Source organism: Bradyrhizobium sp. CB82 (genome assembly GCF_029714405.1).
Lineage (GTDB): Bacteria > Pseudomonadota > Alphaproteobacteria > Rhizobiales > Xanthobacteraceae > Bradyrhizobium.
The window spans coordinates 7,016,415-7,031,184 of the sequence record NZ_CP121650.1; the positions used below are offsets into that span (position 1 = coordinate 7,016,415).

14 protein-coding genes are annotated in these 14,770 nt (G+C 65.1%); 4 read left to right on the top strand and 10 right to left on the bottom strand.

All coding sequences use genetic code 11. The features are described from left to right. Nucleotides 1-271: 271 nt before the first annotated feature. A complete protein-coding gene (locus tag QA640_RS34050; protein ID WP_283037175.1) occupies nucleotides 272-781 on the bottom strand; it encodes a cupin domain-containing protein in 510 nt (169 codons plus the stop codon). Between the two features lie 126 nt (nucleotides 782-907). On the opposite strand from QA640_RS34050, the gene QA640_RS34055 reads away from it, so the two are divergent. After that, nucleotides 908-1,126: a CsbD family protein gene (locus QA640_RS34055; protein ID WP_283037176.1), complete on the top strand. Its 219-nt coding sequence runs from the start codon at nucleotides 908-910 to the stop codon at nucleotides 1,124-1,126. 111 nt (nucleotides 1,127-1,237) lie between these two features. Here the strand turns inward: QA640_RS34055 and QA640_RS34060 are convergent, their stop codons facing one another. From QA640_RS34060 to ggt, 5 genes are all read right to left on the bottom strand, one after another. Then, the gene (locus QA640_RS34060) at nucleotides 1,238-1,702 is read right to left on the bottom strand and encodes an FKBP-type peptidyl-prolyl cis-trans isomerase (protein ID WP_283037177.1); all 465 of its coding nucleotides are present in this window, start codon (nucleotides 1,700-1,702) and stop codon (nucleotides 1,238-1,240) included. A gap of 62 nt (nucleotides 1,703-1,764) precedes the next feature. Next, the gene (locus QA640_RS34065) at nucleotides 1,765-4,056 is read right to left on the bottom strand and encodes a xanthine dehydrogenase family protein molybdopterin-binding subunit (protein WP_283037178.1); all 2,292 of its coding nucleotides are present in this window, start codon (nucleotides 4,054-4,056) and stop codon (nucleotides 1,765-1,767) included. A 1-nt stretch (nucleotide 4,057) separates the two neighbouring features. Beyond that, nucleotides 4,058-5,074, bottom strand: coding sequence for a xanthine dehydrogenase family protein subunit M (locus QA640_RS34070; RefSeq protein ID WP_283037179.1), 1,017 nt, complete (start codon nucleotides 5,072-5,074; stop codon nucleotides 4,058-4,060). Nucleotides 5,075-5,078: 4 nt separating this feature from the next. Next, a complete protein-coding gene (locus QA640_RS34075) occupies nucleotides 5,079-5,684 on the bottom strand; it encodes a (2Fe-2S)-binding protein (RefSeq protein WP_283037180.1) in 606 nt (201 codons plus the stop codon). 130 nt (nucleotides 5,685-5,814) lie between these two features. Continuing rightward, entirely contained in the window at nucleotides 5,815-7,401 is a 1,587-nt protein-coding gene (ggt, locus tag QA640_RS34080) for a gamma-glutamyltransferase (protein WP_283037181.1), read from the bottom strand. A gap of 205 nt (nucleotides 7,402-7,606) precedes the next feature. Here ggt and QA640_RS34085 point away from each other — a divergent pair, with 205 nt between their 5' ends. Together QA640_RS34085 and QA640_RS34090 are read left to right on the top strand one after the other, a co-directional pair. Continuing rightward, nucleotides 7,607-8,374, top strand: a complete 768-nt coding sequence (locus tag QA640_RS34085; protein WP_283037182.1) for a rhodanese-related sulfurtransferase — start codon at nucleotides 7,607-7,609, stop codon at nucleotides 8,372-8,374. Further along, a complete protein-coding gene (locus tag QA640_RS34090; RefSeq protein WP_283037183.1) occupies nucleotides 8,367-8,582 on the top strand; it encodes a SlyX family protein in 216 nt (71 codons plus the stop codon). The genes QA640_RS34085 and QA640_RS34090 overlap by 8 nt, the downstream gene beginning before the upstream one ends. A gap of 12 nt (nucleotides 8,583-8,594) precedes the next feature. On the opposite strand, the gene QA640_RS34095 is transcribed toward QA640_RS34090, so the two are convergent. Together QA640_RS34095 and QA640_RS34100 are read right to left on the bottom strand one after the other, a co-directional pair. Then, nucleotides 8,595-10,496 (bottom strand): diguanylate cyclase, encoded by a 1,902-nt coding sequence (locus QA640_RS34095; RefSeq protein WP_283037184.1) that lies wholly within the window; start codon nucleotides 10,494-10,496, stop codon nucleotides 8,595-8,597. A gap of 175 nt (nucleotides 10,497-10,671) precedes the next feature. Continuing rightward, nucleotides 10,672-10,893: a hypothetical protein gene (locus tag QA640_RS34100; protein ID WP_283037185.1), complete on the bottom strand. Its 222-nt coding sequence runs from the start codon at nucleotides 10,891-10,893 to the stop codon at nucleotides 10,672-10,674. Between the two features lie 112 nt (nucleotides 10,894-11,005). On the opposite strand from QA640_RS34100, the gene hemE reads away from it, so the two are divergent. Next, a complete protein-coding gene (gene hemE, locus QA640_RS34105; protein ID WP_283042968.1) occupies nucleotides 11,006-12,040 on the top strand; it encodes a uroporphyrinogen decarboxylase in 1,035 nt (344 codons plus the stop codon). Here the strand turns inward: hemE and hemC are convergent. Both hemC and QA640_RS34115 read right to left on the bottom strand, forming a co-directional pair. Then, the gene (gene hemC / locus QA640_RS34110) at nucleotides 12,037-13,017 is read right to left on the bottom strand and encodes a hydroxymethylbilane synthase (protein WP_283037186.1); all 981 of its coding nucleotides are present in this window, start codon (nucleotides 13,015-13,017) and stop codon (nucleotides 12,037-12,039) included. The two genes, hemE and hemC, sit on opposite strands and share 4 nt — an antisense overlap. A 28-nt stretch (nucleotides 13,018-13,045) precedes the next feature. Beyond that, entirely contained in the window at nucleotides 13,046-14,674 is a 1,629-nt protein-coding gene (locus QA640_RS34115) for a choline dehydrogenase (RefSeq protein WP_283037187.1), read from the bottom strand. Nucleotides 14,675-14,770: the final 96 nt, after the last annotated feature.

Below are 14,770 nucleotides of genomic sequence, written 5' to 3' on the forward strand. Positions count from 1 at the left end.
CTCCTCTTTCGGGCGGGTCCCGACCCGAGGACGACGGAGTGGCCGGAGACCCGACAGGCCGCACGCAATTTTTTGCCAACGATGCTCCTCGTCCACCGCTGTCATTCCCCGTGCAGGCGGGGAATCCATTACCCCGCAGCTTCTCCGTATCCCCGCACAGTCTCTGGAATACTGTCATCGCCCGCCCAGTGCGCAATTGCGCACAAGGCGGGCGATGACACCAAATGTATTGGACGCGCACGCCGCGAACTCGGTGTGGAGAGAGATCAGATCACTTCGTCTCGTTCGGATCGCGGTGCACCGGGTCGATCCAAAGCACCGTCTCCGGCTTCTCGACCGGCTCGATGTCGAGATTGATCGCGACCGCCTCGCCATCGCTGCGCACCAGCACGCATTCGAGGACTTCGTCGGGGCTGGCGTTGATCTCCTGGTGCGGCACGTAAGGCGGAACGTAAATGAAATCGCCGGGGCCGGCCTCCGCGGTGAACTGGAGATGATCGCCCCAGCGCATACGGGCCTTGCCCTTCACCACATAGATGATGCTCTCCAAATGGCCATGATGATGCGCGCCGGTCTTGGCGTCGGGCTTGATGCTGACGGTGCCGGCCCACAATTTCTGCGCCCCGACGCGCGCGAAATTGATCGCGGCCTTGCGGTCCATGCCGGGCGTCGAGGGAACATTGGGATCGAGCTGATTGCCGGGAATCACCCGCACGCCGTCATGTTTCCAGCGATCGTCATGATCGTGATGCTGGGAGTGCGTGTGGTCATGGCCGCTCATGTGTCTGCTTTCCATTGGTTCCCTGCGCGGCAAGCTAACCAAAGCCGCGGCATCAAGCCAGACCAAAATCGGAACGCTCTTAGGCGCGTGGCGTTGTTCTTGCAATCAAGGTGGAAGGAGATTTTTATGGGTAGCACGAGCGACAAGATCAAGGGCGCCACCAACGAGACGGTCGGCAAGGCCAAGCAGGGCATTGGCGCGGCGACCGGTTCCGAGCGCATGAAGGGCGAAGGCACCGTGCAGGAGGTCAAGGGCAAGGGCCAGCAGGCGATGGGCGATGCCAAGGACGCCGCGAAGGAAGCGATCGATCGCGCCGCGGCGAACGCCAAGCGCACGGCGGAGTGAGGCGAGCAGGACTGAAAACGAAAAGACCGGCCGCAAGGCCGGTCTTTTCGTTTGCGATGACCCTTCCGTCATGGCCGGGACGAGCCCAGCCATGACGAGTCGGAGAGTTCGTCACTTCACCCCGAGCAATTCCACGTCGAACATCAGCGTCGCATTCGGCGGGATCACGCCGCCGGCGCCGCGTGCGCCGTAGCCGAGCTGCGGCGGAATGATCAGCGTGCGCTTGCCGCCGACCTTCATGGTGGCAACGCCCTCGTCCCAGCCGGCGATCACGCGGCCCTTGCCGATTGGAAACTCGAACGGCTCGTTGCGATCGACGGAAGAGTCGAATTTCTTGCCCTTCTTGCCCTTCTCATAGAGCCAGCCGGTGTAGTGCATCACGCAGATCTGGCCGGGGTTTGGGGAGGCGCCGGTGCCGACGACGCTGTCGATGATCTCGAGGCCTGAAGCTGTGGTCATGGTTTTTCCTGCGGTCTGGGCCGATGCCGGGGTGGAGACGAACGCCGACACTGCGCCAATCACCGTGATCGCGAGCGCCGACATGAGGGTGAGGAGTGCACGCTGGACACGCTGCATAAGACACCTTCCGTTTGAAGCGGGAGGTGTCTAGCGCAACGCTGGCAGCATGGCCAGCCTTATCAGGCCTCGATATTCTCCAGCCGCACCGGCAGCTTGCGGATGCGCTGGCCGGTCGCGTGATAGACCGCATTGCAGATTGCCGCATTGGTGCCGACATTGGCGAGCTCGCCGAGCCCCTTCACGCCGGCTGGATTGATGTGATCATCCTGCTCGGACAACATGATCACCTCGACATGGGGCACATCCGCGTTCACCGGCACGAGATAGTCGGCGAGATTGTCGTTGACGTAGCGCGCGGTGCGCTCGTCGATCTCGGTGGCCTCCAGCAGCGCCGAGGACATGCCCCAGATCAGCCCGCCCATCAGCTGGCTGCGCGCCGTGCGCGGGTTCATGATGCGGCCGGCGGCAAAGGCGCCGACCAGTCGGGGCGTGCGGATTTCATGGGTGAAGCGGTTCACCCTCACCTCGACGAATTCCGCACCGAACGCATAGGCGATGCCACCCTTCAGGCTGGGGCCACCGACCAGCCGGACATGACCGCTGTGCATGGCCTCGAAGGCATCTGACGGCGCGCCATCTGGCTTCCACTCGCCATATTCCTCGACCACGCTGATGCCGAGCGCATCGAAGGCCTTTTCGCGATCGAGCCCCTGGCGGCTGGCCGCGGCCTGCTTCGCCGGCGTCTGGCCCATGCCGACCGTCTCCTTGGCCTTGTCGGTGAGACTCTCGTTTGGCATCAGCGCGCGGAACAGCCGCTGGCGAACCTTGTCGCACACCATCATCACGGCGGAGCAGGTGCTGGCGGTCGAATTCGAGCCGCCCGCCACCGGTGCCGGCGGCAGGTCGCTGTCGCCGATATAGACGGCAACCTTCTCCAGGGGCACGCCGAGCCGTTCCGCCGCGGTCTGCGCGATCACCGTGTAGGCGCCGGTGCCGATCTCGTGGCCGGCGATCTCGACGCGCGTGCGGCCATCGCGTTGCAGGCGCACCCGTGCCGCCGACGGCCCCATCTGGGTGGGATAGCAGGTCGCGGCGCAGCCATAGCCGACCAGCCAGTCGCCATCCGTCATCGATTTCGGCCAAGCGGAGCGCTGCGACCAGCCGAAGGCTTTCGCCGCCTCGTCGAAACAGGCCATCAGGGATCGCGAGGTGTAAGGCTTGCCCTCGATCGGCTCGTTCGTGGTGTCGTTGACGCGACGAAGCTCGACCGGATCCATCTCGAGCTTGACAGCGAGCTCATCCATCGCGCTCTCCAAGGCGAACAGATACGGCACCTCCGGCGGCGAGCGCATGAAGCCGGGCGTGTTGCGATCGGCCCGCGCGATCGAGACGAGGCTGTCGACATTCGGGCAGGCATAGAGTCGAGTCGTGGTCTTGGTACCGCCGACGCAATAGGGATCTGCGCGCGAGGAGAGCTCCACGCCTTCATGACGGAGCGCAACGAGCTTGCCGTCCCGGCTCGCGCCGAGTTGGATCTGGTGCCGCGTCTCCGCGCGGTAGGTCGCAATCGTAAAGCCCTGGTCGCGCGTCGGCACGAGCTTGACGGGACGGTTCAGCCGGCGCGCGATGCTGGCGATGATCGCCGTGCGCGGCGTCATCGAGCCGCGCGAGCCGAAGCCGCCGCCGACGTAAGGATTGACCACGCGAACCTTGTCGGCATCGATGCCGAGCTGCTCGGCGACGCCGTTCTTCAAGCCATAGACATACTGGCTCGGCTCGTAGATCAGGAGATTGTCGCCCATCCAGAGGCAGCTCGTCGAAAACAGTTCCATCGGATTGTGGTGCTGCGTCGGCGTGTCGTAGGATGCCGTGAGCTTGACCTCGGCCTCGTCGAAGGCCTTCGCGAAGTCGCCGACCTTGGGATCTTCCTTGAACTGGGCGGCCTGTCCCTTGGCCGCGGCAGCCGTCGTGCCTTGCGAGTCGAAGGTCGCGGCCGGCATCAGAGCGGTGTAGTTGACCTTGACGCGATTGGCCGCCTCGCGCGCGGCTTCGTAGCTCTCGGCAAGGACCACGGCGATGATCTGGCCATCATGGGCAATGTCGGCCGATTTCATCGGCTGGATCGTGGTGCCCGCATGGCCGCCGTTGGAGAACAACTTCGATTCCTTCAGCTTCGGCATATTCTGGTGTGTGAAAATCTCGATCACGCCGCGCACCCGCTTGGCATCGTCGAGCTCAAAACTGTCGATGCGGCCCCTGGCGATCGCGCTGGTGACCAGAAAGGCATAAGCGGGGTTGGCGAGCGGCATGTCGGAGGCGTAGGCCGCCTTCCCCGTGACTTTCGCGAGCGCATCATAGCGCGGCACCGGCTGGCCCATATTGGCCTTCGGCTCGGGAGCGGCAGTGGTCATGTCAGATCTCCATCGTTACGGCCTGCTGGAGCGCGCGAGCCACCACGCGCCTGCCGAGCGCGATCTTGAAGGCGTTGTGCCGCCGGCCCTTCGCGTCCGCGAACGCTGCATCCGCGGCACGCTGGGCGAGGCCGTCATCGAACTGCTGGCCCTTCACCAGCGCCTCCGCCTCGCGGGCGCGCCACGGCACGGTGGCGACACCGCCGAGCGCGATGCGGGCGTCGCGGATCACGCCGTCCTGCACGTCGAGCGCGATCGCCGCTGACGACAGCGCGAATTCGTAGGATTGCCGGTCACGCGCCTTCAGATACACCGAGCGCGGCCAGCGCCCGGAGATCGCGAAACCAGAGATCAGTTCGCCCGGTTGCAACGTCGTCTCGATCTCCGGCGAATCACCGGGCGGCTTGTGCAACTGCGCGAATGGCAGGCTACGCGTGCCGGATTTCCCGGTGATCTCGACCATGGCGTCGAGCGCGATCAGAGCCTGCGCGAAATCGCCGGGATAAGTCGCGATACATTGATCGGAGGTGCCGAGCACCGCATGCATGCGGTTGAAACCGTCCATCGCCGCGCAGCCGGCGCCGGGATTGCGCTTGTTGCAATTCTCGTAGGAGATGTCGCGGAAATAGCTGCAGCGCGTTCGCTGCATGACGTTGCCGCCGAGCGTGGCCATGTTGCGCAATTGCGGGCTCGCGGCAAGCTTCAGTGAACTGGCGATGACCGGATAGCTGCGCTGGACCTCTGTGTTCCCGGCGACATCGGACATTTTTGCGAGCGCGCCAAGCCGCAGATTGTCACCTCCGAGATCGATCGCCGACCAGCTCCGGGCCAGGGGATTGATGTCGACGATGGTTGCGGGCCGCATCACGTCGAGCTTCATCAGGTCGATCAACGTCGTGCCGCCGGCGAGCGGCTGCGCGGTGGCCAGCGTCAGCGGGTTGTTGTCGGACGTGGACGAGGCGAGAGCCGAAACGGCGGCGCCGGCATCGGTAGCTCTCTGATAGGAGAACGATCGCATGCGCCTAGCCTTTCATGATGTCGGGCGCGGCCTGCTTCACGGCCGCGACGATGTTGGGATAAGCGGCGCAGCGGCAGATGTTGCCGCTCATATATTCGCGGATGTCCTCGTCGCTGCCGGCGTGCCCCTCCTTCACGCAGGCGACCGCGGACATGATCTGCCCGGGCGTGCAGTAGCCGCACTGGAAGGCGTCGTTGTCGATGAAGGCCTGCTGCATCGGATGCAGCCCGTCGCCATTCGCGAGGCCCTCGATGGTGGTGATGTTCTCGGCTTGCGCCGCGACCGCCAGTGTCAGGCATGAGACCACGCGCCGCTCGCCGATCAGCACGGTGCAGGCACCGCACTGGCCGTGATCGCAGCCTTTCTTGCTGCCGGTGAGGCCGAGATGCTCACGCAGCGCATCGAGCACGGTGGTGCGCGCATCGATGCGAAGATGCTTGTCCTCGCCATTCACGCGCAACGTCACATCGACCGGCAGCGTCGGATCCTGCGCGGCCGCGGAGCTCGTTTCTTGCGTTGCCCCGCGCGCGGTCAGCGGAACGAGCGTGCTCGCGGCTGTGCCGGCCATGAAGGCGCGACGATCGAAACCGGAACCTGGATTGTCGGACATATCGGCCTCCGCCACTTCCAAGGAAGCAGCGCAAGCCAGCGCCGCTCATCGCCCCTTAACCGGGGGCGATGAGCTCCGTTCCTCCGTCAACTTTTCCTGAACGCGCGAGGAACCTCGCCTGGCATCTCGCTCAATAGCCGAGTGCGCAGCCATCCTTGCGGGGATCGGAACCGCCGGTGAGCGTGCCCTTGTCCCAGTCGATCCAGATCGCCTGCCCGCCGCCGAGCGGGCCGACGAGGTTGGTGGTCTTGTGGCCGAGCTTCTTCAGGCCGTCGACGATTGCAGCCGGCACGCTGTCTTCGAGTTGATAGACGCCCTCGTAGTGTAGGCCGCGCGGCATATCGATCGCCTCCTGCACGTCGCAGCCATAGTCGAGGATGTTGGTGAGCACGTGCGTCTGGCCGACCGGCTGATACTGCCCGCCCATCACGCCGAACGGCATGACGGCACGGCCCGCCTTGGTGAGGAGTGCGGGAATGATCGTATGCAGCGGTCGCTTGCCACCCGCAATGCAGTTCGGATGACCCGGCTGGATACGGAAGCCGCCGGCGCGATTTTGCAGCAGCACGCCGGTCTTGTTCGACACGATCGCCGAGCCGAAGGAATGCGCGATCGAATTGATGAAGGAGCAAACGTTGCGATCCTTGTCGACCACGGCGATGTAGATGGTCGACGGATTCATCGGCGGCGCGACGTTCGGCAAGTCGAGCAGCCCATCCATGCGGATCTTTGCGATGTACTCGTCGGCGAATTCCTTGGCGAGGATTTTTGCGACGTCGATCTTCATATGGGCGGGATCGGCGACATGCATCTCGCGGATCATGTAGGCAATGCGCGCGGCTTCCGCCTCGAGATGGAAGCGCTCGACGCTGAGCGGCGCGAACTTCTTGAGGTCGAACCGGGACAGGATGTTCAGCATCACCAGCATGGTGATGCCGGGCCCGTTGGGCGGGCACTGCCAGATGTCGTAATCCTTGTAGGTCGTGCCGATCGGCGTGGTCACCTCGGTCGTATGACCAGTGAAATCGTCGAGCGTGTGCAGGCCGCCGATGGAGCGCAGCGTCTCGACCATGTCCTCGGCGATCGGGCCCTTGTAGAAGGCATCGCGACCGTCCCTGGCGATCGCGCGCAGCGTCTTGCCGAGCTCGGGCTGGCGGATGACGTCGCCAGCCAGGGCCGGCTTGCCGTGCGGCAGCAGATAGCGCTCGGTGTTGGTGCCCTTCTTCAGCTTCTCGAACTGGTTCTTCCAGTCGAAGGCGACCCGGGGGGCGACGACGTAGCCCTCCTCCGACGCCTTGATCGCCGGCTGCGCCAGACGGTCGAGGCCGAACTTGCCGTGATCGCGCAGCACGGTGGCAAAGGCGTCGACCGCACCGGGGATCGAGACCGCGTGCGCCGAGGTCAGCGGCACGGAGTTGATCTTGCGCTCGAGATACCACTCGACATTGGCGGCCTTCGGCGCCCGGCCCGAGCCGTTATAGGCAGTGATCTTGCCCTCGCCGCGCGGCTGGATCAGCGCAAAGCAGTCGCCACCGATGCCGGTCGACTGCGGCTCGATCACCCCGAGCAGCAGGCTGCCCGCGACCGCCGCGTCCGCCGCCGTGCCGCCCTCGCGCAGCACCTCGACCGCGGCCAGCGCGGCCAGCGGATGCGAGGTCGCCACCATCGCGTTTTGGGCGTGGACCGTGGACCTGCCGGGAAAATGGAAGCTTCTCATTGCCTGTTCTGCTCTCCTGGCCTGTTCTGCTCTCTTGCCGAAGGCGCGCATACCTCGCGCCCTCTCGAAAATCCGGGTCTACATGACACATTCGGACCCCGCGGGGCAATGCTGGCATACCACCGAAATGGCTGCCATCCGCTGCGCGAATGGGCTCGCGAGTTGCGGGTTTTCCGGGCGGCTGCCGCCTGCTAAACGAGCCGCCATGACTTCCAAGAACACGGCTTGCAAAGTCGCCGCCTTCTATCAGTTCGCGCCGCTCGCAGACTACCGCGAGCTGCGTGAGCCGCTGCGCGCGTTCTGCGCCGGCCTCTGCATCAAGGGCAGCGTGCTGCTGGCGCAGGAGGGCGTCAACGGCACGGTCGCGGGCTCCGCGGAGGCGATCGATGCCTTTGCCAATGAGCTCGCACATGGCGAGATGTTCGGTGGCCGGCTCGATAATCTCGAACTGAAATTCTCGACCAGCGAGGCAATGCCGTTCGGCCGTCTCAAGGTGCGGCTGAAAAAGGAGATCGTCACGCTCGGTGACGCCGCCGCTGACCCGACGCGTCAGGTCGGCACTTACGTCGATGCGGCACAGTGGAATGCGCTGATCGCCGAGCCCGATACGCTGGTGCTCGATACCCGCAACGCCTTCGAGGTGGCAATGGGCACGTTCGAAGGCGCCCTCGATCCAGGCATCAGGAGTTTTGGCGAATTCAAGGACTTTGCCGCGCAGCAGCTCGATCCCGCAAAGCATCGCCGGATCGCGATGTTCTGCACTGGCGGCATCCGCTGCGAGAAGGCGAGCGCGCATCTGCTCGCGCGCGGCTTCGCCGAGGTCTATCACCTCAAGGGCGGCATTCTCAGGTATCTCGAGGATGTGCCGGAGGCGCAAAGCCGATGGCGCGGCGAGTGCTTCGTGTTCGACGAGCGCGTGGCGCTCGGCCATGGCTTGCGCGAGCGGCAGAAGGACGCCCCCGCCGATGAATGAGATCAGGACGCTCAGCGAACGCATCGACACGCTCGAAGCCAAGCTCGCCTACCAGGACGACACCATCGAGCAGCTCAACCAGACCATCACCGCGCAGTGGAAGCAGATCGACGCGCTGACGCGGCAGATCGCAGCGCTGAACGAACGTCTCCAGGAGGCCGAAGCCAACGCCCCCGGCCCCGCCAACGAGCGCCCGCCGCATTACTGACGCGCGGGCCTCTTACTGCCCCGAGGCCATCGGCAGCTGATTGAAGACCTCGACGGACATCACCAACCGGTCGCGCCCGTCCTGCTTGGCGCCATAGAGCGCGCGATCGGCGGCCTCGACGAGCGCTCCCGGCCCACCGGTTCGCTCCAGCCACGGGCGGCAGATCGCACCGCCGACCGAAGCGGTGACGCAGCCCGCGGAATCATTGGAGGCACGTACGAGGCCCGCGGCGCGGATCGCCTGGCGGATCCGATCGCCGATCCGGGCGCAGCCGGCCGCATCGATGTTCGGCAGCAGCACGGCGAACTCTTCACCGCCATAGCGCGCGGCGAGGTCGCTGACGCGCTGGGCCTCTGCCGCGATGATCGTCGCCACCGTGCGCAGGCACGCATCGCCTGCGGGATGGCCGTATTCGTCGTTATAGGCCTTGAAGTGATCGACATCGATCATCAACAGACCGAGGCTCGAGCGGTCGCGATAGGCCCTCGCCCATTCTTCGTCCAGCCGCTCGTCGAAGCGGCGGCGGTTGGCGAGCCCGGTGAGGCTGTCCTCCGTCGCCAGCGCTTCCAGGCGCTCCTCCAGCTCCTTCTGCTCCGTGACGTCGCGCGAGACCGTAATGGCGCCGTCTATGCTGCCGTCGCTTCTGCGCGTTGCCCGCATGGTCGATTCGACCCAGATTTCACCCTTCTCGCGATGCCTTTGCCGCTGGATCGTACGCACCTCGTCAAGTTCACCACGATTGAGCCTATTGATCGTCTCTTCCACGGCGGGCAGGTCGGCGGGATTGATTCCGGCAAGTGCGGAATGGCCGACGAGCTGGTTGGGACGCCATCCAAGAACGCGCTTGGATGAAGGGGAGGCATACCTGACGATATGGTCGATCCCGATCCGGGTCACCATGTCGCCGGAGCCCTCGGCGATCAGGCGGAAATTTGCTTCACTGGCCGCGAGCGCCGCCGCCATGCGTTCGCCGCGCTGCAAATGCCGGACCAGCACCGCGCCGATGATTGCGATCAGCATCACCAGCGCGAGAACGTACAGCATGCGCGAAACGGCCGCCGCCCGCCAGGGCGCCAGCAATTCCTGCCGATCAACGGTCGCGACCAGGAGAAGCGGGAAGCGACCGCCGCGCTTGTAGAAGCTGACGCGCTCGACGCCATCCAGAAGCGACTTGAACTGATAGGCCCCGCTCGGCTGCAGCTTCGATTCGCGAAACAGCGGACCGTCGGCCACGCTGCGCCCCACGAACTTGTCGTTGCTGGGATCGCGCGCGATGATGGTGCCATCGCCGTGCACCAGCGTGATGGAGCTGTTCCGACCGATCAGGAACTGCTGGTAGAAATGTGTCAGATAGTTCGCACCGATGGTCGCGAGCACGACGCCGCCAAAGCTGCCGTCGGGCTTGTTGAACCGGCGCGACAGCGTGACCACCCACTCGCCGTCGACCAGGCTCTTGATCGGGCGGCCAACATAGGCCTCCCGCTTCGGCGAGAACTGGTGATGCCTGAAGAACTCGTCGTCGCTGAGCGTGGTAGTGACGGCACCGGCGGATGTCAGCCAGTTGCCCTTGTCGTCGATGATGGCGAGGCTTTGAATGCGCTCGATCGCCTTCTTGCGGGCTTCGAGGAGGTTGCGAAGCTTGGCGATGGTGGTGGGGTCCGTGCCGTCCATTTCCAGGCGAGTGACGACGCCGACGACACCGGAATCGAGCAACTCGAGGCTGTCCTCCGCATGCTGGGTCAGCGATCGCGCGAGGTTCGCCATTTCGTTCTCGGCGCCGCGCAGCAATGCATCGCGCGAACTCCACTCGCGCCAACCGCTGATGCCGAGGATGGCTGTGCAGGTGAGCACGACGAATGCCGCCGCCCGCAACGGCAGGCGGCTCAAGCCGGCTCTTTGACTCATGACATTCATGCGAACAGGATTCTCCGATGCCCGGAAAATCCGCTGCTTCTGTTATCGAAAGCTGAAAAGCGCGGCGCAATTCGCCTCAAACTACGCCGTTTTACGTAGTCTTACGGTGCTCACGACCATCTGATCGCTAACGGCTGGTTAGCGTGGCGAGAGGGCAATCGGCCTGCAGGAGGCCTTAGCTGAAGATCGCCTTGACCTTGTCCCACAGCGAGGGGCTATCGGCCTCCGCATCGGCCTTCGATGGCGTCGGCTGGGCGGCGCTGACAGGATCGGATGCCGGGAAGGTATCGACCAGACCGGTATCGAGCCGGGCATGGGTTTCGCGATCGGCGGCGAGCGCCTCGCGCGGATCGTCGGCGTGCTTGTCGTGCGGCGCGGGGTTGAATTTCTCAGCCATGAGTTCCTCCATTGGCCGTCAACTCGCCGCCTGCCGAGGGGTTCCGCTGTTCCGCTTGGCCCGGCGGGAGCGGCGGTGTATCAGGAACCGCAACATGTCCCAGGGATCGTTCGTGCCGCCCTCCTCCGCAAAGCCTTTCATCGACGTGCTCTCCGGCCAACGGCAGACCGTTCCGCCGGTCTGGATGATGCGGCAGGCCGGCCGTTATCTGCCCGAATATCGCGAGGTCCGCGCCAAGGCCGGCGGCTTCCTCGATCTCTGCTTCACGCCCGAGCTCGCAGCCGAGGTGACGCTGCAACCGATCCGCCGGTTCGGCTTCGATGCAGCCATCATCTTCTCCGACATACTCGTGATCCCCTACGCGCTCGGCCGTTCCGTGCGCTTCGAGGTCGGCGAGGGTCCGCGGCTCGAACCGCTGGATGATCCCGACAAGGTCCGCACGCTGTCGCCGCGCGCCGACTTCGGCAAGCTCGAGCCGGTGTTCGAGGCGCTGCGTATCGTGCGCCGCGCGCTCGATACGAAGACCGCGCTGATCGGCTTCTGCGGCGCGCCGTGGACGGTGGCGACCTACATGGTTGCGGGCCAGGGCACGCCGGACCAGGCGCCGGCGCGGATGATGGCCTATCGCCATCCCGAGGCGTTCGCGAAGATCATCGACACGCTGGTCGAAAGCTCCGTCGACTATCTGCTCGGACAACTCGCCGCGGGCGCCGATGCGCTCCAGATCTTCGACACCTGGGCAGGCGTGCTGCCGCCCGCCGAATTTGCGCGATGGTCGATCGAGCCGACGCGGCGCATCGTCGAGGGCGTGCGCGCCAAGGTACCGGATGCGAAGATCATCGGCTTTCCCCGCGGCGCCGGCGCGCTCCTGCCGGCCTATGTGGAAGAAACTGGCGTCAACGCCGTCAGCATCGACTGGACGGCGGAGCCGGCCTTCATCCGCGAGCGCGTGCAATCACGCGTCGCCGTGCAGGGCAATCTCGACCCGCTGGTGCTGATCACCGGCGGCGATGCGCTGAATCGCGCCGTCGACGAGGTGCTTGCGAATTTCGCGAAGGGACGGCTGATCTTCAATCTCGGCCACGGCATCCAGCCGGAGACCCCGATCGCCCATGTCGAGCAGATGCTGAAGCGCGTGCGCGGCTAGCGCGGCCGGCTGCGCTCGATGATGTCGGCGGCCCCCTTCGCGAGCAGATCGAGGCCGACCGCCCGGCCCAGTTCGCGCGGGCGGTTTGCGGGACCTGCACGCGATGCTTCGATGATCGTGTTGCCGGAAGGATCGAGCACCGAGGCTGCGAGCGACATCTGGTCGCCTGCAATCGTCGAGAAGCCCGCGACCGGCGAATTGCAGTGCCCGTTGAGCACCCACAACACCTCGCGTTCGGCATCGGCGCAGGCGTGCGCCGTCGGGTCATCGATCGCCGAAAGAATCTGCCTGGTCTGCCAATCCCGTGCGGCGCATTCGACGGCGACGATGCCCTGCCCCGCTGCAGGCAGCATCTCCGCCGCCGTAAACTCGTATGCGACGCGATCGGCGAGCCCGACGCGATCGAGACCCGAGCGGGCCATGATCAGCGCATCGGCGGGACCGACCGCGCCGCCATCCGGTAACCGCTGCATCTCGCGGTTGTCGAGCTTGCGCACGCGCGTGTCGGCGGCGCCGCGGAAGTGGATCACCTCGGCGTCGGGAAACAGCCGCCGCGCATAGGCCGCGCGCCGCACCGCATTGGTGCCGATCTTGAAACCTTTGCCGCGCGACTGCCTGAACGCATCGAGCGAAACACCGTCGCGCAGCACCAGCGCATCGCCGGGTGGATCGCGCGACAGCGTGGCGCCAATCACGAGGCCCGGCGTGTCCTCATTGCCCGGCATATCCTTGAGCGAATGCATCGCCGCCTGTAACTCGCCTGACAGCACCGCGGCGCGGATCTGCGCGACGAAGGCGCCGCCCTTGCCGCCATGGGGCAACAGCTTGCTGGTCTGATCGAGATCGCCCGTGGTGTCGAACTTGACGATCTCGACGTCGATGTCGGGCACGGCGGCGCTCAGGCGGCGCGCGATCTCTTCCGTCTGTGCCAGCGCCATCGCGCTCTTGCGCGTGCCGATCCGCAATCGAATAGCCAAGCCGTATGCTCCTTTTCGGACAGCGCGATTATCGCGCGTCCTCCAATATCATGTCCGAGGCCTTTTCGGCGATCATGATGATCGGCGCATTGGTATTGCCCGACACAAGATCCGGCATGATCGATCCGTCGACCACGCGCAAGCCCTCGATCCCCCGCACCGTGAGCCGCTGATCAACCACGGCGAGCGCGTCATTGCCCATACGGCAGGTCGAGGTCGGGTGATAGATGGTGGTGCCGCGCTGGCGGCAGAATTCCAGCAGCTCCGCATCGGTCGCGACCTTCAGGCCTGGATCGACCTCCTCCACCACGAAGGGTTTCAGCGCCGGCGCATGCAATATCTTGCGCAGGATCTTCAGGCCTTCGACATTGGTAGTGCGGTCGGTTTCAGTCGACATATAGTTGATGCGGATTTCCGGCGGCACGGTCGGATCAGCACTCCTGATCCGCAGGCTGCCGCGGCTCTCGGGGCGGAGCTGGCACACGGAGGCGGTGAAGCCGGAAAAATCGTGCAGCTTCTCACCCATCTTGTCGGTCGAGAACGGCAGGAAATGAACCTGGATGTCGGGCGTGGCAAGCCGCGGACTGGTCTTGAAGAAGGCGCCGGCCGTGCCGGCCGCGATCGTCAGCCAGCCCTGGCGGAACAGCGCGTAGCGCACGCCGGTCAGCGTGCGGCGGATCGGATGGTTGATGGTATCGTTGAGCGTGATCGGCTGCGAGCAGCGCATCACGATGCGGACCTGCATATGATCCTGGAGATCGTGGCCGACGCCCGGCGCATCGAGCACGACATCGATGCCGTGCTTGCGCAGGAGGTCGGCCGGGCCGACGCCGGAGAGCTGCAAGAGCTGCGGCGAGTTGTAGGCGCCGCTCGAGACCAGCACCTCCTTGCGCGCCCGCGCGCGGCGCACGACCGAACCTTGCCGATATTCGGCGCCGACCGCGCGGCGGCCCTCGAACAGGATGCGCTGGCCGAGCGCCGAGGTCTCGACCGTCAGATTGCTGCGGTTCTTCGCGGGACCGAGATAGGCAACGGACGCGGACGCGCGACGGCCTTTTCGCGTGGTGGTCTGGAACAGGCCGACGCCTTCCTGCGAGGCGCCGTTGAAATCGGGATTGTAAGGCAGGCCGGTCTCGACCGCCGCGCTGATGAAGGCCTTCGACAAGGAATCGGAAAGGATCAGGTCGGAGACCGGCAGCGGCCCGCCGGCGCCGTGAAACTGATCGGCGCCGCGCGCCTGGTTCTCGGCCTTCTTGAAGTAGGGCAGCACGTCGTCATAGCCCCAGCCGGCGTTGCCGAGCTGACGCCAGCGGTCGTAGTCCTCATGCTGGCCGCGGACGTACAACAGGCCGTTGATCGAGCTCGAGCCACCCAGCGTCTTGCCGCGCGGCTGGAACACTTGCCGGCCGCCCAGCTCGGGCTCCGGCTCGGTCTGGTACATCCAGTTGACGCTCTTCTCCTTGAACAGCCGACCGTAGCCCAGCGGCACGTGGATCCAGATGTTGGAATCCTTCGGGCCAGCTTCGAGCAGCAGCACCGAATGCTTGCCGTTCGCCGACAATCGATTGGCGAGCACGCAGCCGGCCGAGCCGGCGCCGACGATGACGTAGTCGAACTCGGGATCATCTGACTGGAAAGATGGCAGTTGGGCGGTCATGGTTCTTCGGTTCTTATTGTTTGTTTGGCCACAGGCGTTTCGGATCGAAGGTCCATAGCACACTCATGGCCGCTGACGCAGCGCCTCGATCAGCGA

Coding starts and splice junctions, on each gene's coding strand:
- ggt (WP_283037181.1), bottom strand. CDS start 7,401: ATGAGAAGCTTCCATTTTCCCGGCAGGTCCACGGTCCACGCCCAAAAC.
- QA640_RS34075 (WP_283037180.1), bottom strand. CDS start 5,684: ATGTCCGACAATCCAGGTTCCGGTTTCGATCGTCGCGCCTTCATGGCC.
- QA640_RS34070 (WP_283037179.1), bottom strand. CDS start 5,074: ATGCGATCGTTCTCCTATCAGAGAGCTACCGATGCCGGCGCCGCCGTT.
- QA640_RS34095 (WP_283037184.1), bottom strand. CDS start 10,496: ATGAATGTCATGAGTCAAAGAGCCGGCTTGAGCCGCCTGCCGTTGCGG.
- QA640_RS34065 (WP_283037178.1), bottom strand. CDS start 4,056: ATGACCACTGCCGCTCCCGAGCCGAAGGCCAATATGGGCCAGCCGGTG.
- QA640_RS34085 (WP_283037182.1), top strand. CDS start 7,607: ATGACTTCCAAGAACACGGCTTGCAAAGTCGCCGCCTTCTATCAGTTC.
- QA640_RS34060 (WP_283037177.1), bottom strand. CDS start 1,702: ATGCAGCGTGTCCAGCGTGCACTCCTCACCCTCATGTCGGCGCTCGCG.
- QA640_RS34050 (WP_283037175.1), bottom strand. CDS start 781: ATGAGCGGCCATGACCACACGCACTCCCAGCATCACGATCATGACGAT.
- QA640_RS34100 (WP_283037185.1), bottom strand. CDS start 10,893: ATGGCTGAGAAATTCAACCCCGCGCCGCACGACAAGCACGCCGACGAT.
- QA640_RS34115 (WP_283037187.1), bottom strand. CDS start 14,674: ATGACCGCCCAACTGCCATCTTTCCAGTCAGATGATCCCGAGTTCGAC.
- QA640_RS34055 (WP_283037176.1), top strand. CDS start 908: ATGGGTAGCACGAGCGACAAGATCAAGGGCGCCACCAACGAGACGGTC.
- QA640_RS34090 (WP_283037183.1), top strand. CDS start 8,367: ATGAATGAGATCAGGACGCTCAGCGAACGCATCGACACGCTCGAAGCC.